22 protein-coding genes are annotated in these 24,298 nt (G+C 41.8%); 5 read left to right on the top strand and 17 right to left on the bottom strand.

The features are described 5' to 3' along the window. Positions 1-100 precede the first annotated feature (100 nt). From CF596_RS09110 to glnK, 7 genes are all read right to left on the bottom strand, one after another. Positions 101-646, bottom strand: a complete 546-nt coding sequence (locus CF596_RS09110; protein ID WP_004975673.1) for a VTT domain-containing protein — start codon at positions 644-646, stop codon at positions 101-103. A gap of 123 nt (positions 647-769) precedes the next feature. Beyond that, positions 770-1,429: a riboflavin synthase gene (locus CF596_RS09115; RefSeq protein ID WP_096902235.1), complete on the bottom strand. Its 660-nt coding sequence runs from the start codon at positions 1,427-1,429 to the stop codon at positions 770-772. Positions 1,430-1,462: 33 nt separating this feature from the next. Next, positions 1,463-2,755, bottom strand: coding sequence for a DNA adenine methylase (locus CF596_RS09120; RefSeq protein ID WP_096902236.1), 1,293 nt, complete (start codon positions 2,753-2,755; stop codon positions 1,463-1,465). Beyond that, complete coding sequence (ribD, locus tag CF596_RS09125) at positions 2,752-3,855, bottom strand: bifunctional diaminohydroxyphosphoribosylaminopyrimidine deaminase/5-amino-6-(5-phosphoribosylamino)uracil reductase RibD (protein WP_096902260.1); 1,104 nt, start codon at positions 3,853-3,855, stop codon at positions 2,752-2,754. Before ribD ends, CF596_RS09120 begins: the two co-directional genes overlap by 4 nt. 36 nt (positions 3,856-3,891) lie before the next feature. Further along, positions 3,892-4,350: a transcriptional regulator NrdR gene (gene nrdR, locus CF596_RS09130; RefSeq protein ID WP_096902237.1), complete on the bottom strand. Its 459-nt coding sequence runs from the start codon at positions 4,348-4,350 to the stop codon at positions 3,892-3,894. Between the two features lie 139 nt (positions 4,351-4,489). Next, positions 4,490-5,899 carry an ammonium transporter gene (locus CF596_RS09135; RefSeq protein WP_096902238.1) on the bottom strand — a complete coding sequence of 470 codons (1,410 nt, stop codon included), beginning with the start codon at positions 5,897-5,899 and terminating at the stop codon, positions 4,490-4,492. Positions 5,900-5,962: 63 nt separating this feature from the next. Next, positions 5,963-6,301, bottom strand: coding sequence for a P-II family nitrogen regulator (glnK, locus tag CF596_RS09140; protein ID WP_004650081.1), 339 nt, complete (start codon positions 6,299-6,301; stop codon positions 5,963-5,965). A gap of 276 nt (positions 6,302-6,577) precedes the next feature. Between glnK and CF596_RS09145 the strand changes: the two genes are divergently transcribed. Continuing rightward, the gene (locus CF596_RS09145; RefSeq protein ID WP_096902239.1) at positions 6,578-6,805 is read left to right on the top strand and encodes an accessory factor UbiK family protein; all 228 of its coding nucleotides are present in this window, start codon (positions 6,578-6,580) and stop codon (positions 6,803-6,805) included. A 72-nt stretch (positions 6,806-6,877) separates the two neighbouring features. Beyond that, on the top strand, positions 6,878-8,365 hold the full coding sequence (locus CF596_RS09150) for a YifB family Mg chelatase-like AAA ATPase (RefSeq protein ID WP_096902240.1): 1,488 nt from the start codon (positions 6,878-6,880) through the stop codon (positions 8,363-8,365). A gap of 118 nt (positions 8,366-8,483) precedes the next feature. Here the strand turns inward: CF596_RS09150 and CF596_RS09155 are convergent, their stop codons facing one another. After that, positions 8,484-9,230 carry a TorF family putative porin gene (locus tag CF596_RS09155; protein ID WP_257224319.1) on the bottom strand — a complete coding sequence of 249 codons (747 nt, stop codon included), beginning with the start codon at positions 9,228-9,230 and terminating at the stop codon, positions 8,484-8,486. Positions 9,231-10,392: 1,162 nt separating this feature from the next. On the opposite strand from CF596_RS09155, the gene CF596_RS09160 reads away from it, so the two are divergent. Next, positions 10,393-11,703, top strand: a complete 1,311-nt coding sequence (locus CF596_RS09160) for an OprD family outer membrane porin (protein ID WP_096902242.1) — start codon at positions 10,393-10,395, stop codon at positions 11,701-11,703. A gap of 99 nt (positions 11,704-11,802) precedes the next feature. On the opposite strand, the gene ppa is transcribed toward CF596_RS09160, so the two are convergent. Together ppa and CF596_RS09170 are read right to left on the bottom strand one after the other, a co-directional pair. Then, positions 11,803-12,339, bottom strand: a complete 537-nt coding sequence (gene ppa / locus CF596_RS09165; RefSeq protein ID WP_004975651.1) for an inorganic diphosphatase — start codon at positions 12,337-12,339, stop codon at positions 11,803-11,805. A 124-nt stretch (positions 12,340-12,463) separates the two neighbouring features. Further along, positions 12,464-12,862: an MAPEG family protein gene (locus CF596_RS09170; RefSeq protein ID WP_096902243.1), complete on the bottom strand. Its 399-nt coding sequence runs from the start codon at positions 12,860-12,862 to the stop codon at positions 12,464-12,466. Positions 12,863-12,966: 104 nt separating this feature from the next. Between CF596_RS09170 and CF596_RS09175 the strand changes: the two genes are divergently transcribed. Further along, positions 12,967-13,347 carry a hypothetical protein gene (locus CF596_RS09175; protein ID WP_004975646.1) on the top strand — a complete coding sequence of 127 codons (381 nt, stop codon included), beginning with the start codon at positions 12,967-12,969 and terminating at the stop codon, positions 13,345-13,347. A gap of 99 nt (positions 13,348-13,446) precedes the next feature. Here CF596_RS09175 and CF596_RS09180 read toward each other — a convergent pair whose 3' ends face one another. After that, the gene (locus CF596_RS09180) at positions 13,447-15,123 is read right to left on the bottom strand and encodes an AMP-binding protein (RefSeq protein WP_096902244.1); all 1,677 of its coding nucleotides are present in this window, start codon (positions 15,121-15,123) and stop codon (positions 13,447-13,449) included. Positions 15,124-15,271: 148 nt separating this feature from the next. After that, entirely contained in the window at positions 15,272-17,491 is a 2,220-nt protein-coding gene (gene parC, locus CF596_RS09185) for a DNA topoisomerase IV subunit A (protein WP_096902245.1), read from the bottom strand. Between the two features lie 329 nt (positions 17,492-17,820). Here parC and CF596_RS09190 point away from each other — a divergent pair, with 329 nt between their 5' ends. Further along, on the top strand, positions 17,821-19,557 hold the full coding sequence (locus CF596_RS09190; protein WP_096902246.1) for a hypothetical protein: 1,737 nt from the start codon (positions 17,821-17,823) through the stop codon (positions 19,555-19,557). Positions 19,558-19,624: 67 nt separating this feature from the next. Here CF596_RS09190 and CF596_RS09195 read toward each other — a convergent pair whose 3' ends face one another. The 5 genes from CF596_RS09195 to CF596_RS09215 form a co-directional block, all read right to left on the bottom strand. After that, positions 19,625-20,944, bottom strand: coding sequence for an MFS transporter (locus CF596_RS09195; RefSeq protein ID WP_096902247.1), 1,320 nt, complete (start codon positions 20,942-20,944; stop codon positions 19,625-19,627). Positions 20,945-21,100: 156 nt separating this feature from the next. Next, entirely contained in the window at positions 21,101-21,745 is a 645-nt protein-coding gene (locus CF596_RS09200) for a trimeric intracellular cation channel family protein (RefSeq protein ID WP_096902248.1), read from the bottom strand. 65 nt (positions 21,746-21,810) lie between these two features. Then, positions 21,811-22,278, bottom strand: a complete 468-nt coding sequence (locus CF596_RS09205) for a YchJ family protein (RefSeq protein WP_096902249.1) — start codon at positions 22,276-22,278, stop codon at positions 21,811-21,813. A gap of 141 nt (positions 22,279-22,419) precedes the next feature. Next, complete coding sequence (locus CF596_RS09210) at positions 22,420-24,003, bottom strand: TerC family protein (RefSeq protein ID WP_004975629.1); 1,584 nt, start codon at positions 24,001-24,003, stop codon at positions 22,420-22,422. Continuing rightward, on the bottom strand, positions 24,000-24,215 hold the full coding sequence (locus CF596_RS09215) for a hypothetical protein (protein ID WP_143228680.1): 216 nt from the start codon (positions 24,213-24,215) through the stop codon (positions 24,000-24,002). Before CF596_RS09215 ends, CF596_RS09210 begins: the two co-directional genes overlap by 4 nt. Positions 24,216-24,298: the final 83 nt, after the last annotated feature.

The raw sequence follows: 24,298 nt of genomic DNA on the forward strand, positions 1-24,298 counted from the left end.
TTGTGTCGTAACTTTCTAAATGGCTCTAACTACCTTTTTTTCAAGGGCTTTTCTTATCCGTAATTCGGGTTAGAATAAGAAAATAGAAAAAATGAGGAATTTAAATCCAATCACCCAACCAAGACAAAATATTACCCAAGCCATAACCTATTGCCATTAAAGAAAAAATCCATACAGCAGCACCCACCACATTATAAAAACTAAAGGTCGCCAAAGGCATGTGCCCTGATCCTGCAGCAAATGGTGCAAATGAGCGTACAAACGGTATAAAACGCGCCATTAAAATAGTTTTGCCACCATGTTTCATAAAATAATGGTTGGTTTTGACAATATATTCAGGTTTGAAATAACGTGAATGTTGATGAAAATACTTCACCCCTAGAATTCGTCCAGTGTAATAGTTGACGCTATATCCCAAGACTGCCGCGACAAAAAGCAAAATCCCCATATAGTGCAAATGCACCACGTCAGTGGTGGAACATAAGGCACCAATTGCGATCAGCAAACTATCGCCTGGTAAAAAGAACATGAACACAGAACCTGTTTCTGCAAAAATAATCAGAAACAAAATGGCATAGATCCACAGACCATAATTATCGAGTAATAATGGCAGCCAGTGTTCCAAATTCATTAAAAAATCAATCATTTACATTAAGCCAAAGGGGTGTTTATGATGAAAAAAACATCTTTATCTCGTTAATTATCCCTAAAAACAAAAAAACAGTCTAATTTTTCAATCAGACTGTTTAAATTTCATTCGGCTCAGTACTTATTTTAAAAAGCCATTTTCAGCCAAGAATTCCATGCTAATTTTAGATTGCTGCGTAGTTTCTGCCGCTTTATCACCCAAGAGCAAACGCTCAATATAACGCGCCAAGACATCCACTTCTAAATTGACTTTGCTGCCGACTTTCCACGTACCAATATTGGTGCGTTCTGCCGTATGCGGAATTAAATTTAGGCTGATGATGCTGCCACGTAAATGGTTAATAGTCAGGCTAATGCCATCTACCGTCACTGAGCCTTTTTCTGCCAAATATTTGGCAATTTCTGCAGGTGCAGTCACTTCATAATAAATCGAACGCGCATCTTCACGTACCACGGTAATTTCACCCACAGCATCTACGTGCCCACTCACGATATGCCCGCCAAAACGTGTGGTTGGCAGCATGGCCTTTTCAACGTTGACAGGTTGACCGACTTTCCATGTACCTAAAGTGGTACGGTTCAGACTTTCACGCGACACATCTGCCGCATACCAGTTATCGCCCCACTCAATCACGGTTAGACAAATACCATTGGTGGCAATTGAATCGCCCAAATGCACATCCGACATATCCAAATCAGTCTGAATACGCAAACGTACATCACCGCCCACACTTTGCAGGCTTTCCACTTTACCTAAACTTTCAATAATGCCTGTAAACATAATTCTTTCTCTAATGTGTTCATTAAGGTGGGCTTACCACAAGGCCAGCTGGGTACTCACCCCTGAGGTATCGACACCGCCCAATTCTGCAAAATGGTACAACTGACCCAGCAACTGACGGATTGGTGGGCCTGATTTGGCATGGGTGTCGGTAATCACAATAAATTCCAGCACGCGCGCACGTTCAGACTGACGCTGCTTACTGACACGATAACGTGGTACATCTTGGGTCAATAATGTCACTCGGCCACGCTTTAAGTTAGCTTGTAGCAAGTCTGTGGCACTGATATTACCATCGGTAGAATAGCTGGTCAGAATAAAACGTGCATTGATGGTTTCCAATAAGGTTTCATAAGCCTCTTTGGCATACTTGGAAGAGTTATATGGACTTGGACGTTCCTTACGCCATGCACGGTCAATACCACTTTTAAAGCCTTTGGTGTCTGGGGTGGGTAAATCGACCTGATCCCACAACGTTAAAGCATTTAAAACATGATAGTTACTGCTATAGGCATGTTGGTTATATGGGGGGTCCAAATACGCAACATCGACCTCAAAACCACTCATTTGATTGGCCAGATGCTGTGCATCGACACACCACATTTCTGCAGCAGGTTTACTGGCATCGCCAATTTCACAAAAACGGCTTGGCGTGAGCCACAATAACGATTCAATTCGTTCTAGTGCAGTTTTAGTTTTACCGCCCCAACCATGGTGGAAGCTTTTAAACACCCCGCTGGTATTGCTGACAAAACTGGCAGAGTACAACAACGGCGCCAACAATGCCGACATCTCGACATCATCAATGGCGCCCTGCGCTTGCCACGTGGCAATTTGCTGACGAATCGCATCTATGCGCATGCCGTTACGACGTTTAAAGAATAAACGGTCACGACTTGGGTCATAAATTTCGTCATTGCGCGGGCACAAGTTATGCGTCACCCAGCCTTTGACTTCAGGCAAACGGTTCAAATAATCAATGGCTTTTTGATAGCCACCTAATTCTTTAAACGCAGGTGCTTCAGTGCAGGCCAAAATCGCATGGTTTAAGGCATGGCTGTACGGTTCCCAGTCATTGGCAATCACCCGATAACCATTTTGGCGCGCCAAACGTGATACCACTCCTGAACCTGCAAAAAAATCGGCAAAAATTGGCGCACGACCATTTTTAGGATGCAGCGTTCCTGTCTGTTCAAGTGCTTCTAAAATCAGATGCAGTAAACGGCGTTTATTGCCCAAATAAGGCACTAACTGATGGAATAAGTATTCATCAGTGGTGCGTGCCGCATGGCGACGTTTGTGATAAACCGTTGACTCTGAACTCATAGTGTCTCTTGAGAAGGAATTAACCTAAGGCGCACGTCATCACCCAATTGAGTGACATCGCAAAGTTTAAATCGAAGTTGCTCTGCCATCTGTTCAAATTCTGCATTAAACATGGCACGAGCCGAGCGCCCTAACAATGTAGGTGCCACATAGCTGATCACTTCATCGACCCAACCTTCCTGTAAGAAAGCGGTCGATAAGGTTGCTCCCGCTTCAACCAATACATCATAAATTTGATGTTGCTGTACCAATTGGGCAAGTAAGGTGGCTAAAGGTTGTGATTCCAATTGTAACACGCCCAAAGCAGCCAACTCTGCACGATACGGTCCCATCACCATCACCGTTTCAGGCTGCTGCAAAATTTGTGCGCTCAAAGGCAAACGACCTTGGCGATCTAAAATAATCCGTTTAGGTTGTACTACGCTGTGGATGTCATCTACACCCTCTAAATGGCGTACATTAAGCAGACAGTCATCGGCCAGTACCGTATCAATACCCGTAATGACTGCTGCAGAAATTGCACGCCAATGTTGCACATCTGCACGTGCTGCAGCCCCTGTAATCCATTTAGATTCACCCGAAGCCATGGCGGTACGACCATCCAAACTAGAGGCAATTTTTAAACGCACATAAGGCATACCTGTAGCCATAGCTTTTAAAAAGCCTGCATTTAACTGTGCTGCTTCAGCTTCTGCCACGCCCACACTGACCTGAATACCTGCATCCTGTAAAATCTGAACGCCTTTACCTGCCACCAATGGATTTGGGTCTGGACAAGCCACAACCACTTTGACCACGCCTGCATCAACCAAGGCTTTGGCACATGGTGGTGTGCGCCCATAGTGTGCACAAGGTTCCAAGGTCACATAGGCGGTTGCACCCTGCGCTTGTTCAGCGGCCTGACGCAAAGCAAAGACTTCGGCATGTGGCTGTCCTGCACGCGGATGGAAACCTTCGCCCAATAATTGGGCATCTTTAACAATAACGCAGCCCACGTTCGGATTTGGCTTAGTGCTGTATTGCCCCAAACGTGCCAGTTCAATGGCACGACGCATCCAAAAAAGATCATCAGGTTGCGCGTCAGTATTGAGTTCAGTCATGGATGGATGCTGTGGAATAGATGCTGGCATTGTGCTTTATTGCTCACGCGACTGCATTTGTTCAATTTGGCGACGGAAGGCTTCAACATCCTGAAAGTCTTGATACACCGAGGCAAAACGTACATAAGCGACATGATCCAATGCAAATAAAGCCTGCATAACAACCTCACCAATGGTACGTGATTTCACATCACGCTCTCCCAAACGGCGAATTTGCAGTTGGATGTCACTAAGTACCGTTTCAATTTGCTCTTGGGTCACAGGACGTTTTTGCAAAGCATGCATTAACGAACGACGCAACTTGGCTTCATCGAAAGGCTCACTTTTACCATCGGATTTAATTACCCGAGGCATGACCACTTCATAACTTTCAAAGGTGGTAAAGCGTTCACCACAGCCAATACACTCACGACGTCGGCGAATTTGGCAGCCTTCTGCCGCCAAACGTGAGTCAATCACTTTACTGTCTGCAGTGTTGCAAAATGGACAATGCATAGCGGTTTAATTGCACAAATTTAAATGAAAATGCAGTGTAGCAAAATTTCCAAACTTTGTAGAGTTTTACGCAACATATAGAAAAAAAACAGCCCCGAAGGGCTGTTTTACACAATATATTGATTATGTGCTGTCTGAATTATTCTACACGTTCACCATGTTGGCTTAAGTCGAGTCCCATACGCTCATCTTCTGCAGCCACACGAATACCGATGGTTAGATCAATTACTTTTAAGATGATGAAAGTCAGTATAGCTGAGTAAGCAATGGTCGCTAACACACCTTCAACTTGCACCCAAAGTTGGCTCATCAAGTTGCTTGGTGCAGCATCGCCCATAATAAACTCGCTGGCAAAGAAGGCGGTTAAAATTGCACCGACAATACCACCTACACCATGTAGTCCAAAGGCATCTAGAGAGTCATCAGCTTTCAGGGCGCGTTTTAAGGCAGTAATACCCCAGAAACATACGACACCACCAATTAAACCCATCGCTAATGCACCACCAACAGTCACAAAACCTGCTGCTGGAGTAATCACCACCAAACCTGCAACAGCACCCGATGCAGCACCTAATACCGAACCTTTACCACGTACCAGTTTTTCAACAACAAGCCATGCGATTGCTGCGGCTGCGGCTGCCACTTGAGTCACAACTAAGGCATAACCCGCTGCACCATTCGCGCCTAAAGCAGAACCACCGTTGAAACCAAACCAGCCCACCCAGAGTAAACTGGCACCCAGTACAGTCAAAGTCAGGTTATGCGGAGCCATAGATTCACGGCCCAAGCCCATACGTTTGCCCAACATGTATGCAGCAACCAAACCTGCAACACCCGAGTTAATATGAACAACAGTACCACCAGCAAAGTCGAGAGCACCATCATTGCCTAACCAACCACCACCCCATACCCAGTGGGTAATTGGTGCATAGACCACGACCACCCAGATCGCGATAAAGGCAACAAAGGCACCAAACTTCATTCTTTCTGCAATTGAACCACTGATAATGGCCACAGTAATAATGGCAAAAGTCATTTGGAAAATCACAAATAAAATTTCTGGAATGCTGCCGCTTAAAGCATCTGTACCAATGCCTGCCAGCATGACTTTGTCTAGACCACCAATAAAGGCATTACCTTCACCAAAAGCCAAACTATAGCCCACTGCCACCCAGGCAATACTGACCACGGCTGCTGCTACAAAGCTATAAGCCATAGTATTGAGTACATTTTTCTTACGCACCATACCGCCATAAAATAGTGCCAAACCAGGAATGGTCATGAGTAAAACTAAAGCAGTCGAAACTAAAATCCAAGCGGTATCGCCTGTATCTAATACAGCTTCAGGTTCAGCAGCTTCGGGCGTGCTGACTTCTGCTACAGCTGCAACTTCTGTTGCATTTGTTGTTTCGATAGGAGATGTTTCGGCAGTTTCAAGCACTGCAACATCTGAAGTTGGTGCGGTGGCTGTTACGGCTTCTTCAGCCCAAGCAACAGAACCACCAAGAAGTGCGCCTGATAGACTCAGCGCGAGTAGCATTTTTTTCATTTGTGTCCCCCGACCTTTGTTTTTGTGAGTTATTAGGTACTCAGCAAACTTCGTGCCATTTTCTTAAACAGCGTCTGCACCCGTTTCACCTGTACGAATACGGATGACTTGTTCGAGGTTAGTCACAAAGATTTTGCCATCACCAATCTTGCCTGTACTAGCAACACGAGTGATTGACTCAATCACCGAATCGACCATTTCATCGCTAATTGCGATTTCGATTTTAACTTTAGGCAAGAAGTCAACGACGTATTCAGCACCACGATATAGTTCGGTATGACCTTTTTGGCGACCGAAGCCTTTGACTTCTGTTACGGTGATCCCTTGAACACCAATTTCAGATAATGCTTCACGCACATCATCTAACTTAAAGGGTTTTACAATTGCAGTTACGAGCTTCATGTGTGTTTTCCTTCGGCTTAATTCACCAGTAAGGTTTTATGTTCAAATTCCATGCCAAAGTTCTAAGGTCGGGGGAAATTAGAAACAGTGACATGAGTTTTCTTTATACCTTATTTTATACATTTATATGGTTGTGATCTTCAAAAAATAGACATATTTACTAGAAGATTTACGATTTTACTCATCGAATAAATCCATATTTCGTCTGAAATGCTATAGTCTATTCAAGACCAGTGCTACACTGCCTCCATTTTCTCCATCTTTGTGGAAACAACAATGATTGAAACTTTATTACAAGCCATTTTGGAACAAGTTGAACAACCTAAAAAAGATTTAGAACATAATTTACGTGCTTTGCTCAATGAAGCGGTCACCAAAATGGATTTGGTCTCGCAAGATGAGCTAGACCGCCAACGTACTGCGCTCAATAATGCCAACTTACGTTTAAATGAATTGTTAAAACAGGTTGAAGCACTGGAACAGAAAATTCAACTCAAAAAATAAGCACCAATTGAGTGCATAAAAACAAAAAACAAACATTATAAAAATAACGCACCAAAACGGATCATCATAAAAATGTCTTTTGCCAAAGTGTATACGCGGGGGCTGCTCGGCTTGCACGCCCCTGCAATTGAAGTTGAAGTCCATCTGAGTCAAGGTTTACCTTCTTTAACCATTGTCGGTCTAGCCGAAGCTGCCGTGCGTGAAAGTAAAGATCGGGTACGCTCTGCCATTATTAATAGTGGTTTTCAATTTCCGACCAAACGTCTGACCATTAATTTAGCACCTGCCGACTTGCCCAAAGATGGTTCGCGTTTGGACTTAGCCATTGCTTTAGGCATTTTAATTGCTTCGGGACAGTTGCCCGAACAAAGCACTGAAGGTTTAGAGTTTATTGGAGAATTGGCTTTAGATGGTCAATTGCGCCCCACCACAGGCACACTCAGTATTGCGATTGCCTGCCAACAGGCACAGCATTGTTTGGTTTTACCTGAACAAAATGCACAAGAAGCTGCTCAATTGCCTGACTTTGAAGTCTTTGCCGCCACACATTTAAAACAAGTTTGCGAACATTTGGCACAAAGCCAGCCTTTAGATAAAGTCACCGCGACTGCCCAACCACAGTTATCACATTCCGCCTTTGATTTAGTCGATGTTAAAGGACAGTTGCGCCCACGACGTGCTTTGGAAATTGCGGCTGCAGGTGGACATTCATTGCTATTCAAAGGCCCACCCGGTACAGGCAAAACCTTATTGGCATCTAGGCTTTCCAGTATTTTACCGCCATTGAATATGCAGGAAAATTTAGAGGTTGCCAGTATCTATTCAGTGGCCAATAGCCCGCATACGTTTGGACAGCGTCCTTTTCGCGCCCCACATCATACCGCTTCTGCTGTAGCCTTGGTCGGTGGAGGCTCATATCCCAAACCCGGTGAAATTACCTTGGCGCATTTAGGCGTTTTATTTTTAGATGAATTGCCTGAATTTGATAAAAAAGTGTTAGAAGTGCTGCGCCAACCTTTAGAGTCCAAAGAAATTGTGATTTCCCGCGCCTCTCGGCAAATTACCTTTCCAGCCAACTTTCAACTGATTGCTGCCATGAATCCCTGCCCTTGTGGTTATGCTTTTAATCAAGATGTGCGCTGTCAGTGTTCTGCAGAAAGTATTAAACGCTATCAAAACCGTATTTCAGGACCGTTGTTGGATCGTATCGACTTACACATTGATGTACCACCTCTGCAAGCACATGAATTACAGGATACCCGACCAGTGGAAAATTCTGAAACCGTGCGAAGCCGTGTCATTCAAGCATATACACGACAATTGCAACGCCAAGAGTGTTTAAACATGGCGCTCAGTCCCAAACAATTAGAACTATTTGCACACTTAGATAATACTGCCCAAAATATTTTAGCCATTGCGCAGCAGCGTTTGAACTTATCGGCGCGTGCGTATCATCGGGTGTTACGGGTGGCACGCACCATTGCAGATTTAGCCCAAAGTGAACAGATTCAAAGTCCACATTTGAGTGAAGCGCTGTCTTATCGTGCCCATGAAGCCTGATTGAAAGTCTAAGAGATGAAAAAAAGCCCATTGCCATGCCTGACAATGGGCGAGTTGTTTTTATTGTTTTAAGTTTCACTCCAAACTGAAGCTTTTATTTATCGTCCTAGCCCTATCTTTAGAAGGCTTTAGTTAAAGTAAATACAGCTCCTGTTTCAACGCCACGCTTTGCCGCATGCGAAAAACCATCGGTATCAATATCAGTTCCTACAGCAGCCAATTCACCAGATAAACCTTCAACTGAAGCAAAGTTATAGCTTACACCGACTTTCCAATCTACATAGCTGTCTTTTCCACCGCCAAAATCAAAGTCATCTGCTTGGGTGTAACCTAATCCAGCAACCCCAGAAAAGCCGGTACTTCCAATGGGTGCGGTATAAGTGGCATTGAAATACCAAGCATCGGTGTCACCACCTAAGAAATCATTACTGTAGTTAATGGCTGTTAATAAGCTGGCATCTTTAAACAAAACATCACTAAAACCTAATTTTGCATAAGCTTCGAGCCAGTTTAAATCGCTCTCACTTGGGTAGGCGTAATACCAAAAACCCACGTCTAATAATGGCTTGCTGGCAAAACTGTCTAAAGTAGTGGCATAACCCAAATAAGGGTCAAGTTCTAAATGCGCTGTGCCACCAAAATCGACATTGGAACCCCACACACCAGCATAAAGGCCTGAATCATGGCTCAACGCAAAACCCGCTTGCACCGCAGGATCACTCATTGTTTGTGTCATGCCACGAAAACGATAATCACTGGTCATTGCCGCAGTACCACTAAAAGACAATGCTGAAGTTGATTCTGATGCCATGCTTAGACCAGATGCTGCCATCATCGCTGCTGCAAAAAGTGTTTTAAATCCCATGTTCATGATTTTCCCCCTGCATCTGATGAGATGCTTGTGTCTATTGTTGTTTAACTCACATGGAGGATTGCAAACCGTGTGCCAACATTCAAAAAAACAAGATTTTCCATACTCAGAATAGGCTCACAACCACATCTAAATGATTGTTATTTATATTTATTTTTAAATTAATAAATTTCTTATTTTCATCGCTATGGTCTACAACTCACTTTTGTTCATTCTTTTTACATAGATGTATAAGTCATATTTACCGTGTAAATACAGAATACATTGCAACATTTTTGATGTACCTGACTTAGAACTCAAATTTAAACTGCCTAAAAAAGTGCAATAACATTTATTCGCACATCTTTGCATATACTAAAAACTGGGACAAAGTCATTACTCATATGCTTACAGCCCCTTTCCCATTAAGGGCGAACAGCATGTTTGGCCTAGAAAAATATTGTTTGAATACGAATAATTTTTTTGCACCAAGAACATGCATATCATTCAAATTGTTAAACCGAATAGCCAATGTGAGATTTCAGCAGCATTGTGACAGGTCGATGCAATATCTTCTGAAGTTATTACACTTAAAAATTTAGCAAAAAGAGAAATGCTTACTGGGTCAAATTCATCAAAAACAGCACAAATAAAACACCGTATTTCACATGAAACACCTCATAGCTAAAAACTATTAGTTACCCCATCAACACCATTCTATTTTTTATACTTTTAGTTCAAATAAAAACCAAAATATACAACCTTATCTATTCTTAAATTTAAAACCGCACTTTTGAAGAAATACTTAACAAGATGAAATAAACATAAAATTTTAGGTTTTTACTTACTTATTTCGCCATAAACTATTAACTTAAACTGCTGAAATATTAAACAAAGATGATTTTATGGCTAAAATTTACAAAAAACTTAAAGCATTGCTCCCAAGTCATCCATTCTAGCTGTTCAGCTCATTTAAAATTATGTTTTTATTTTTACTAGAAATTAAAATAATTATTCAACTTTTGAAAAGTCGATATTTTTAATGACCCCACAGTTTATCGAAAAAATGCTTAACTTTAGTGTCATAAGTGCTTTAAAAGTGATATTTTCGCGCATAAATAGCGATACAATTCGCCTACGTTTCAACTACACATTTACTGCATGAGGCCATCTCCCAATGCTGCAATCTAAAAAATTAACACTTGCGTTGCTGATCAACGCAGCGCTTGTTTCAACTGCATTTGCTAGCGAACAAAGTGAATCTAAAGGCTTTGTAGAAGACGCAAACGGTTCGGTTTTATTCCGTACAGGTTATTTGAATCGTGATAAAAAAGATGGACTAACAAACGACACAAGCTCTGCAGCTCAAACAGCAATTATCAATCTAGATTCTGGCTTTACTAAAGGTATTGTTGGTTTTGGTGCAGGTATCATTGGTGATGCTTCATTCAAACTAGGTGAAAACAAAAATACTGGCAACCAAATGATTCCAGTCCACAACGATGGTTCTGCTTATGACCACTGGGCACGTGGTGGTGCTTATGTAAAAGCACGCGTATCAAATACAACAGCTAAATATGGTACGCAAGTATCTGAAATACCAGTAATTGCAAGCAATACAGCACGCTTAACACCTGAATACTACACTGGTCTTTATATTGAAAGTAACGAAATTAAAGACTTGACGTTAATTGGTGGTAAATTTACTAAAAACCAATGGTCAAATGACATCAGCTCAGACCAACAAGGTTTGGATAGTGCTATTTTCTGGGGTGCAAAATACAAATTTAACGACCAAGTTAATGCCTCTTATTATGGGGTAGATGTTAAAGATAAATTAGAACGCCACTATGCCAATGCAAATTACAACTTTGCTGTACCTAACGATGCAAATGTAACCTTAGATGCTGTGGCTTATAACACACAGTGGGAAGCTGGTGCAGCCACAGGTTCACATACTACAGATAACCTTGCAGACCGTGAAAACACTATTTGGGGAGTTTCGGCAACCTATAATAAAGATGCTCACAATGTAATGCTGGCTTATCAAGATAATGCTGGCAATACAGGTTACGACTATGCATACAATGCAGATGGTCTACAAAGTATTTATGTACCAAATTCATACTTATCTGATTTCAACGGCAATGATGAAAAATCAGTTGGCTTGCAATATAACTACAACTTTAAAAACCACGGTTTACCTGGCTTGAACTGGACAAGTGCATTTGTTTACGGTTGGGATATTGATGTTGCGGATCGCAACAATCGAACTGAAATTATTGATCAAGCTGAAGAACATGAATTTTTCAACCAAGTGAAATACACCGTTCAATCTGGTGCATTTAAAGATGCGAGCTTACGCTTACGCTACTCTTACTTGCGTTCAAGTAGTAGCTACAATAACCAAAAAGTGAATAACAGCGAAGGTATTGGCTCAACTAATGAATGGCGTATCTGGTTAGATATTCCTGTGAAATTATTCTAATTTCTCGGAATAGCCAACCCAATAAAAAACCTGCACATATTCTGTGCAGGTTTTTTATATTTTAGCTTTCATGTGAAAGCTAAATAGACTGCGCGCAAATTATGGATTTGCAGCTTTGTAGCCTTCAATTGAGTTCAATACTTCTTGTTTCGCAACATCAGCACCTTCCCAACCGCTTAACTTCACCCATTTGCCTGGCTCTAAGTCTTTGTAGTGCTGGAAGAAATGTTCAATTTGGCTGATCAATAATGGTGGAAGATCCGTATATTCTTGAACATCTTTATAAATTGGGGTTAATTTTTCGTGCGGAACGGCAACCAATTTCGCATCAATACCACCATCATCTTCCATGTTCAATTTACCCACTGGGCGGCAACGAATCACAGAACCTGGCTCTACTGGGTGTGGAGTCACAACCAATACGTCTAGCGGATCACCATCCAATGAAAGTGTATTTGGTACATAACCGTAGTTCGCTGGGTAGAACATTGCTGTACCCATGAAACGGTCTACAAATAATGCATCAGAATCTTTGTCAATTTCGTATTTGATTGGCGCTGCATTGGCAGGAATTTCAATGATCACATAGATGTCATTTGGTGCATCTTTACCCGCAGGGATATTGCTGTAGCTCATAGCATCACTCTTAAACAAGTTAAATCTTTTTAAAACCGCGTCAATTATAACGGTTTTCTGTCCTGAATTACTGCGCGATTATACATCTGCAAGGCAAAAATACATATTTTCAGACATGACTTGATCAGGTCAGTTTAATCACCATCAGCAAAATACAAATTGGACAAAGTAAAGACAGCATCCAAACAATTGAACGCAACGTCGCCCAATTGGCTAAATAACAAATTCCATAAATAATGCGCAGCACAATATAAGCAATACCAAACATCATCACCACCACTTGTGGGATGACCATATATTCCGCCATGAGCACTGCAGCAATAAATAAAGGCAGGCTTTCAAAACTGTTTTGCTGTACGGCGTTAGCACGTGCAGCAAAACCTGTGGTTTTGGCTAAAAATTCACGTGGATTTTGGTTATCTTCACGTTTAAAGCCGCCTGCCATTTTTGCGACAACAGCAAAGACATACGGCAATAAGCAAGCAATAATAATTAGATAAACAATTCCACTTATGCTTTGCATCAATTTTTTCTCATAAACTGTATTGAGAACTTATCATAACATGGCATTTCTTGAATAAATTTTGTTAAATAGCATGTTTTAAGCAATTGTATAAAGGATCCATTATGGTCAGCCCAGATCAAAAGGAAATGTTAGATGTACTTGAAAAGCAGCGCCAACATCAACTGCGAGTGGATCGTGTTTTAAAAATTGTGTTGCCTATTGTGGCATTTTTATTGATGGTGATTTGCGCCAACATGAACGTATGGTCGACCATTTTTACCTTCGTTGTACTTTGGGTGGCGTTTTATGCGGTAGGGATTAAGCGCTTACCGCTCTGGCACTGGATTATTGTGATTGTGGTGTATTGCTTAATTGATAATATTTTAAGTTATGGCAGTTTTAATCAATCAGGTTTTAGCCGCCAATTTGGTGCGATGTTTATTTTCTTGGGTATTGTGGGTGTTGGGCGTCGTTACTTTGACCGTTGGCTGATGAAAGAGTAATACTTTTGCCTTTATCGAACAAGAAACAATCTATTTTCTAAGCATATAAAAAAACGCCCCTGAATTTTCGGGGGCGTTTTTATTTCAAAGCAGAATGAATTACGCAGTTTTACGCAAATCTTTACGCAAGATTTTGCCTACGTTCGATTTTGGCAATTCATCCATAAACTCCACATAACGCGGGCGTTTATAGCCAGTTAAGTTCTCTTTAGCGAATGCTAATACTTCTTCTGTGGTTAATGATGGATCTTTTTTCACCACAAACAGTTTTGGCACTTCACCTGATTTTTCATCTGGTACACCAATGGCTGCCACTTCCAATACTTTCGGATGCTTCGCAATCACTTCTTCAATTTCAGATGGATACACGTTAAAGCCTGATACCAAAATCATGTCTTTTTTACGGTCTACAATTTTCACATAGCCACGTGAATCCATGACACCAATGTCACCTGTACGGAAGAAACCATTAATCATCACTTTATCGGTTTCATCTGGACGGTTCCAATAGCCTTTCATGACTTGTGGACCACGGATTGAAATTTCACCTTGCTCACCCAGTGCAACTTCATTGCCATCATCATCCAAAATAGCCACTTCAGTTAATGGTAATGGAATACCGATTGTGCCACTAAATTCTTCAGATGCAGGTGGGTTTGCCGTTGCAACTGGTGAAGTTTCAGACAAGCCATAACCTTCAATAATGTTAGTGCCTGTGACTTTTTTCCATGCTTCAGCAGTTGATGGTAATACGGCCATACCACCGCCCATCGCCATTTTCAATTTGCTGTGATCAAGCTGTTTAAACTCTTCATTGTTCACAAGCGCATTGAATAAAGTATTCACCGCAGGGAAGAAAGTTGGTTGATATTTGCGTAATTCTTTCATCACCGCAGGTAAGTCACGCGGGTTTGGAATTAAGACGTTTGCCTGACCTTTGTACATGCCGTAAAGCGCACACACCATGAATGCAAAGATGTGATACAGCGGCAATGCACAGAAAATACGGTCATCTGGCTGACCATCTTGTGCACCGAATTTACTCTGGAAAATACCATCACATTGCAGCATGTTTGCCACAAGGTTGCGGTGTGTTAATTCTGCACCCTTAGATACACCTGTTGTACCACCCGTGTATTGCAACACAGCCGTATCACTTAAAGTTAAGCTTGGGCGTTTGTAGTTGCTTGGGCTTACTTTAGACATTGCTGCGTTAAATTTAACGTGACCCGGAATGTTCCATGCAGGAATTTGCTTACGCACTGAACGTAAAACAAAATTCACCAACGTGCCTTTTAATGCACCTAGCATATCGCCCACAGAAGCAACAACAACATGCTTCACAGGAGTTTTACCAATAATCGCCTGATAAACGGATGCAAAGTTTTCAATAATGACTAAAACTTCAGAACCAGAGTCATTTAATTGATGCTCTAACTCACGTGAAGTATAAAGTGGGTTCACGTTCACCAATACTAAACCTGCGCGGAACACCCCCAGTGCAACCACAGGATATTGAAGTACGTTCGGCATCATCACCGCAACACGCGAGCCCGGTGCCAAACCTAAACTTTGTAAATAAGTTGCAAATTTACGGCTAGCTTCTTCTAGTTCACTAAAGCTTAAAACCTTATCCATAAAGATAAAGGCATCACGTGAACCAAATTTTTGAAAATTACGTTCAAAAATGTCTACGAGTGACGTATTTTCTGCAGGCAGTTCTACAGTTTCTGGAATCCCTGTCTTTTGGTATTCAGCAAACCAAATCTTTTCCATAATGCCAATTTCTCCAATCAATAATCCTTAGTTTTAAACTGTTTTTCTCAATACAGGACGTCGTTGTTTGCTTGTTTATGTCCCGTATTGCATCCATTTTCACGAATACAAACCATATATAACGTATTTTGCTTAAAAAACGCTAGTATTATCTTTGAATTAACAGTTTATTTGCTTTTTGGTAACCGCGTGGTAAGAGCTGACCTTTCGTGCCGCGCTTGGCCACATACTTCAGCAAATCGTCACCTTTGAGTTTGAGTTGTTGCTGTCCTGCAAATACTTGAATTGCTTCATCTAAACTTAAAGGTAACATAGACACCAACTGATCTTTTTCCTCAAGTTGTATCAATTTATTACCTTTACCTTTATTCAAAATTGGCAATTCTGACAGCTCAATCACCAGTAAACGCCCTGCTGAACTGAGCAGTGCAACATGACTCGCGTGTTCAATCATTTGCAAGTTCATCACTGTCGATTGTTCGGGCAAAGACAGGAATGCTTTACCTGCTTTGGCATTGGTATCTAGCTGTTTGGCCTGTGTTTTAAAGCCGTAACCTTTACTGCTGGCTGCTAAAATTTCAGCTTCATCATCGGCAATCAGCAATTGTTTAAAGCCAACGCCACTGGCAGGGGCAAGTTTTGAACTTAATGGTTCTCCCAAGCCACGTGCCGAAGGCAAGCTATTAATTGGCAACGCATAACTGCGTCCCGTATCATCTAAAATATAAACGCGCTGATTAGACTTGCCTTGCGCATGACTGAGATATTGATCACCTGCACGGAAGTTTAGATTTTCCGCATCGACCTCATGCCCTTTGGCACAACGAATCCAGCCTGCTTCAGACAACACCACCGTTACAGGGTCGGCAGGTAGCATATCTTGTTCATTAATCGCAGTCGCTTCGGCACGCAATACAATTGGTGAACGACGATCATCACCAAACTTTTTCGCGTCTTCTTTCAACTCACTGATAATTAAATTTTTCAATGATTCAGGATTCGCCAATTGTTCACGAATAATGGCAGCGCGTGCTTCTAATTCTTCTTGTTCACGACGAATTTCCATTTCTTCAAGCTTAGCCAAATGACGCAGCTTTAATTCCAAAATGGCTTCAGCCTGAATTTCATCAATACCAAAATGCGCCATCAACTCGGCTTTAGGATGATCTTCTTCACGAATAATCCGAATCACGGTATCAATATCTAAATAGGCAATCAGCAAACCTGCCAAAATGTGCAATCGCTTTTCGATTTTATTGAGATGATATTGCAAACGGCGTGTGACGGTATTTTTTCGAATCTCAATCCATTCCAGCAAAATACGACGAATCGATTTCACCTGCGGACGACCATCTGCGCCAATCATGTTCATATTGACACGATAGCTCGATTCCAAGTCAGTTGTGGCAAATAAGTGACTCATCACTGCTTCGGCATCAATACGGTTGGAACGCAGTACAATCACCAAACGGGTTGGGTTTTGATGGTCAGATTCATCACGCACATCGCTCACCAACGGCAGTTTTTTCGCCTGCATCTGATCAGCAATTTGGGTAATGATTTTTGAACCCGAAACCTGATACGGCAATTCGGTAATTACGATTTCATTTTTTTCGATGCTGTACACCGCACGCATACGGTAACTACCACGACCTGTACTTTGCATTTTCAGCAATTCTTCAGGCGGGGTAATAATTTCAGCTTTGGTAGGTAAATCTGGTGCAGGAATATATTCTGCGACTTTTTCATCGGTTAAATTTGGGTTGCGAATCAGGGCAATTGTGCCTTTCACCACTTCACGCAAGTTATGCGGTGGAATATCGGTCGCCATCCCCACGGCAATACCTGTGGTGCCGTTAAGCAAAATATTCGGTACACGCGCAGGCAAATTGACAGGTTCTTTTAATGAGCCATCAAAGTTATCTTGCCAGTCACAAGTACCTTGCCCCAATTCAGCCAAAAGCACTTCACTATATTGCGATAGTTTGGCTTCGGTATAACGCATGGCCGCAAAGGATTTAGGATCATCGGGTGAACCCCAATTACCCTGTCCTTCAATAAATGGATAACGATAACTGAACGGCTGCGCCATCAAGACCATGGCTTCATAACAAGCAGAATCACCATGCGGATGGTATTTACCCAATACATCCCCCACGGTACGTGCCGATTTTTTCGGTTTGCCACTGTGTTTGAGTCCAAGCTCACTCATGGCGTACACAATACGGCGCTGTACAGGTTTTAAACCATCGCTGATATGGGGTAATGCACGATCCATAATCACGTACATGGCATAGTTAAGGTATGCACGTTCGGTAAATTCTGCTACGGAACGGTTTTCTGTTGCATGATGCGCAAGGCTGGTCATAAAACCTGTCGTCCTAAATCATTTGTTTTTGTATCAATCGGCTTATGCTATGCCGCAGCAGCATCCTGCACAAGAGTTAGTAGGGATGCTCTGCGACAATTTGTGTCTTATGCCGTAAAAATATTCATTTTATAAAAACAGCAATGCAATATTCTAACAAGTCATTCTATGAGGCTCTATTGACACGTTATAGATGTTTGAAACAATACTTATTACATAAAAATTCCTTTAGTTTTTTCAATATAAATGCTGTTTTTTGTGATATAAAACACACTGCAGTTTTTTATTGAAAGTTTAAATTTATTGTAACGGTTCTTTTGGATTTCGCTATGCAGACCTATATTCCTTATCAGCTTCGGGTAAAGTTAAAACAAATTGATCCTATTCTTGATAATAAATGGCAGCAGCAGCTAAACGCAATTCTTTCCGCTACACCTAAAGAACTGCATGAAAAAATAGAAGACCGATACTTAAAACCCAAAAATATTCACTGGAATTATCTTACAGAAACCTTTGAATTTCATGGTTACATCCGTCTGCAAGACATTCCACAGTACACACAGCATCCAGAATTATTACAACTCGCCAAAAACGTACAAAGTAGCTTTGACTATTTAGAAACATACCAAACCGACTTTCAAATCGCCGATTTTCTAGAAACGGTGATTCATGAAATGAATCAAATTGAATTACATGAGCCACAGGATATTCAAGCCCAACTTTTACTCAAAAAAGCGTTTTTATATGATGCTGCTTTAATTATTCGTGATTTAGACTTCACTGTTACAACTAACCATCGCAATCTAGATCAAGCACAAATTCGTAGTTTTATCTTTGAAGTGTTTATGAAAAGTGAAATTTTGGGCAATTGGTTTGCTTATATTTTACCAAGTGAATATGCACAACAAAAACCATCAATTTTTCAGGATTACTTTGTTCATGAACTGCATGTTCGTGACTTTGAAATTATCGATGCTACAGATTACTATTTTATTGTGAGTAGTTCCTACGACAGCCGTGTATCTGCTTATTCCATTCGACGCTTTTTAACAGAAGAAAACTTTGGCGTAGAAAATAAATTCTATATTAGTGGTTTAGTTCTTGATCCGAAAAAGTTAGATCAAATTGATTATATTGAAAATTTTAAACAGCAAATGACACAAATTATCGGCATTCAACGTCAAATGAATCCGAATATTGTGGAGTTGATTGAATCTTTACACCTATATAAGCAAGAGCAACTTTTACCACAAATGAAAAAAGTGGTGGATATTCAAGGTTTTTCTACAGATTATTTAGTCAAAGAGCATTTAGATTGCTTAGAAAAAGACCTTTGCTTGCAAGTGCTTGAACCATTTGCAAGAGGTTTAAAACAAAGTGTGCAACAGTCTGATGAATTAGAGTTTTGTTATTTAAATCTGAAACGTTTAATGACTGAACTCTTACATCAGTTTGAAGCTTTATCTCAAGAACCCATGTTGCAATTTAATCCCTACGCCCGCAGCTTTAAATATCGTTTGATTGCATATTTGCATTTATTGGTGCAGCGTCGCGCAGAAGTTTTTGTGCTCTTTGAAGATGAATATCACTATCAACGACATTTAAATGCGGTAATCGCCCCTGTTCAAAAGATCAGAGAGCATGTGAATGCTGCGATTGAACAGAGCCGCAATATACAACAACAAATACGTAGTCTCGAACGAGAAATTCAAACAAATGAAAAAGCGGGATTTTTTAAACGTTTGCTGAAAAAATCTGAAAATAATCAGGTGAAAATAGAGAAGCTAAAAAAGAGCCTAATTTATATTCAAGATCGCTGTTATATTGGAATTATTAGTATTCAAAAACAGGCAAACCAACAAAGTGTTTATTTAGAAGCCAAGAATCTCATTAGCAGAATTGACCCTAAAATCCGTCACTATGCTTTTGCCAATGGTGAAAATGGTATAACACGCTTACCATTATTGTTACAACTTCCTGAAGATCGGCATAGTTTTAACATGCAAAATATCTCCTTGGCTTTAAATCAGGAATTCGTCCTGACTGCTAAATCTTGGAGCCAGTAAGCGTAAATCCCTCAAGCAGGTTTACGCTGACTGTCATTTCAAGTTGGAAGATGGATTTATTTTAAGCTTACAAACCCATCGACTCTAAAGTTCTGCCTTTGGTTTCTTCACCCAACACCACAATCACCACAGCAACAGCCAATAAAACCGCTGTAAACATCATAAAGACATAACTAAAGCCATTTTGCATAACCATCATGTGCGTGACCACCATCGGGGCGACAATACCGCCCATGCGTCCAATCGCCGAAGCCCAACCTGAGCCAAAAGCACGAATATTGGTTGGGTATTGTTCTGGGGTATAGGTGTATAGCACCCCCCAAGCGCCCAAGTTGAAGAACGACATCAAACAGCCCCAGAACATGATCATCGCCACACTATCCGCCTGACCAAAGAAGTACGCCGATACGGCACACATGCCAATAAAACCTGCCAGTGTGGCTTTGCGTCCTAATTTTTCGACCAACCAGGCGGCTGCAATATAACCAGGTAATTGCGCCAAAATCATGCCCAACACGTATTCAAATGATTGCAAGATGCTGTAGCCTTGCTGCACCAACAGACTAGGCAACCAAGTGAAAATGCCATAATAGGAATAGACAATGCCAAACCAAATCAGCCACAGCATTAAACTACGGCGTGCAAATGGCCCCGACCACAGTTGGGTAAAAGAGATATGCTGTTTAGCGGCAACAGGCTGAACTTCAATCTGTTCAATGACTTCTACCCCACATTGACGCTCAAACTTTTGTACCAGTGCATGTGCTTCGGCAATACGACCACGATTGATCAGATATGGGATAGATTCAGGGACTTTTTTCCAGATAACCAAGGCATATAAGGCAGGCAAACCACCGATTAAAAATGCTGTATGCCAATCAAATTTTGGAATCACAAAATAAGAAACCAATGCCGCACATAACCACCCCAAGCCCCAAAAACTTTCCAGCAATACAATAAAACGCCCACGCACATGCGCAGGAATGTATTCACTGACCAAAGTCACCGCTACGGGAAGCTGCCCGCCCAAACCTAAACCGACAATAAAGCGAAAGACCAGTAACCAAGTTAAATTCGGTGCAAAGGCACAAGCGGCAGTAGCTAGACTGTAAATCACCAAGGTGGTGGCAAATACAGTTTTACGTCCAATTTTATCGGCCAGACCACCTGAAAAGACTGCCCCAATGGCCATTCCGACAAAACCAATCGACACCACCATGCCTTTTTCGGCAGGGGTCATGCTCCAGTCTTCTGCCATTTTTGCCAAAATAAAGGAGATCAGTCCTGTATCCATGGCATCAAACATCCAGCCCAGACCAATCACCACCAGTAGGCTATAGTGGAATTTTCCAATGGGTAGACGTTGCACACGCGAAACTAAATCCATAACACACTCTTTAAGTTGGCTAAAAGGATATGGGCTAAAACACAACTGCTGTTGTATTTTTATACTATGAATTGACAGGATGTGGATAGCATTAAAAAACCGATCTGGTGATCGGTTCGCTTCTATTTAGATATTCAATACAATTCTTATAACCAATTAGGTTTCATCTTTAGAGGATGCTGAATGTTCATCATCGTCCTGATAAATAAATTTAGGCATTTCTAAGCCAAAATAAATCGCAATCAAACGCAAAGTAAAACCAAAAACAAGTGTTGAGATCACGGTCAATTCAAGCGACAAACCGATTTCGATACACAACCAATAGCAAATCACGGACACAAAAGAAATACTGGCATATAGCTCACGGCGGAACACTAAAGGCACATCGTTACACAGAATATCACGCAGAATCCCACCTGACACACCTGTTAAGACGCCTGCAACGGCAGACACCACAAAGCCATGCCCCATTTCCAAAGCAATTTGACAACCAATAATAGTGAAGCCAATTAAGCCTAAAGCATCGAGCACCAAGAAAATGGAACGTAAATGACTCATCCATTTGGCAATTAAAATGGTGATAAAAGCTGCAATACAGGTCAGCACCAAATATTCAGGATGTTTGACCCAAGTCAGCGGATAATGCCCCAACAATACATCTCGCACCGAACCACCGCCCAATGCGGTGACACAGGCAATTAAGGTGACACCAAACCAGTCCATGCTGCGACGCCCTGCAGACAATGCGCCTGTCATCGCTTCTGCGGTAATCGCGATTAAGTAAATGACCAACAACAACATGGACTTGCCCTTCTTTCACTAGGCCAATAGATGCGCGTTATAATAAGCGAAAAACCAAGATAAAGTTATAAAAATTGCGCACAACATTGCTTAAATTTTTTACCCGAACCACAAATACACGGCTGTTTCATGGTCGGCTGTTGCCCTGTGGTCGGATCTAGAAAATACCAGCGTGCCTGATGTTGCACAAAATGGGAAATTTCATGGTGAATTTGCGCCTGCTTAGCATCATGGTAATGGGCTTTAAATTCAACTTGGGCATGGCTTTTATCTAACTTTTCATTGCTATTCAGCACTTCGAGCTTTAACCATTGATTCGACTTGCTCCAATCTGCAATTGCGCCAACATCCAGACTTGCCTGTTGTCCTAGCGCAGTGGTTTGCACAATATAATCAATTTGTTGTAAGGCAAAAGCACTATAGCGTGAACGCATGAGTTGGCTTGCAGTTTCCGCATGTGCCTGCCCTACGTGTAAAGGTTGGCAGCAGTATTGATAATCACCTTGCCCGCACGGACATGCCAAGTGATGCATAGAAAATTCCAGAAATTTAAATCAATAATAGGGTCTGTTGACACTTCGTCTATATTTGCAATGGCAACAGCCCCAAAACAGCCTGACAATGCAGGCTATTTTAGCGGAAGCACAAGACTGAAATGCAGTTTGGCGTTCAGTTTATGATGCGCTTGAAGATTCCTGCTGAATCAAATGCACTTTTTCAATTTTATGTCCATCCATGGTCACAATTTCAAAAACATAACCATCGGAAAGCAATTTCTCACCATTTTCAGGCAAACGTCCCAAATGGAATAAAATATAGCCTGATAAAGTTGAATATTGCTCGCTTTCATCCACCAAATCACGACCTAATAATAAAGATACGTGACGAATATCAATGGAACCATCTAGCAATAATGTGCCATCTTCCAAACTTTCAGCACTGGCTTCGAGAGCATCTTCATCAGGGAATTCGCCTGCAATTGCTTCCAGAATATCAATAGGTGTGGCAACGCCTTCAATCGAGCCATATTCATTCAGCACAATCGCCATTTGCAGCGGTGCTTGACGCAATTGCTCCATCACCATCAAAACTTGGGCATTTTCATGCACAATCACGGGTTCACGCAAATGTGTTTCAAAGTCCAGTACACCTGTTTCAATGTATTGATTCATGACTTTATGGGTTAAGACAATGCCTGAGATATTGTCCAGTTCACCACGTGCCACAATCACTCGTGAATGGGTCATACTTAATAATTGGCTGCGAATTGAGGCATCATCTTCGTCTAAATCAATCCATTCCAGTTCAGGACGTGGCGTCATCACCGATTTTACAGGACGCTCAGATAAGCCCAACACTCCTTGTACCATCACGCTGTGATAGACGCCATTTTCAGCATCAAAGACTTCATCAGCAAAGGCGCGGGTAGCCAAAACATCTTCGTTGATATGACTGCTTTCTGTCGTATTTTGACTTTTGCCACCTAACATCCGCATCACAGCCGAAGCAGTACGGTAGCGTAAATCGGTGGTGGTCACGGTTTTTTCCTGATTTCTGCGGATGGTTTGGTTCAGGAATTCAATCATCACCGAGAAACCGATGGCGGCATATAAATAGCCTTTTGGAATGTGATAACCAAAACCTTCCACCACCAATGAGAAACCAATCATCATCAGGAAGCACAGGCATAGAATCACCACGGTAGGATGCTTATTGACAAAGTCCATGAGCGCCTTAGACGCCCACAACATAATGCCTATCGCAATGATCACCGCAATCATCATGACCGATAAATGCTGCACCATGCCCACAGCGGTAATCACGCTGTCGAGTGAGAACACCGCATCTAGCACCACAATCTGCACAATCACCATCCAGAAAGTCGCGTGCACAGGGTTTTCTTCTTTTAGTGCTGGTTTGCCTTCAATGCGTTCGCGCAGTTCCATGGTGCCTTTAAACAACAGGAACACACCACCAAACAGTAAAATCAGGTCACGTCCAGAGAAAGGATGTTCAAAAATATGAAACAGTGGTTGGGTCAGAGTGACGACCCACGCGATAGAGGCGAGTAAAATCAGGCGCATCCCCAAGGCGAGAAGCAAGCCCACCACCCGTGCCGTATTTCGTTGTTCTGGCGGTAACTTTTCTGCCAAAATGGCAATAAACACCAAATTATCAATGCCTAATACAATTTCGAGTACGATCAGGGTCAATAACCCAACCCACGCAGCGGGGTCAGACATCCATTCAAAGATCATGCGCTCTTCTCCTGAATATCATGGGTCAAACGTGCCACACGGCGATGACACTGAAAAGATAAGTTTGCTTGCTCTGGTTGGCACAGCATGTAATTTAAAAATATTCGTTCGGTGCGACTACTGCCACTGTCCATGACGATTCTATAGTTGTCAGACAAGCTTTGAGTATAGGAAAGTTTGCGCTCAGATTCATCCCCTTTTTGCGACATCATCCACGTCAATGCAGCACTTTCACAAATCTTTGCAAATTGAACACTGCATACTGACGGGTTTGTCATATTTGAGTACTAAGCTA

Source organism: Acinetobacter sp. YT-02 (genome assembly GCF_002412355.1).
GTDB classification, from domain to species: Bacteria; Pseudomonadota; Gammaproteobacteria; order Pseudomonadales; family Moraxellaceae; genus Acinetobacter; species Acinetobacter towneri.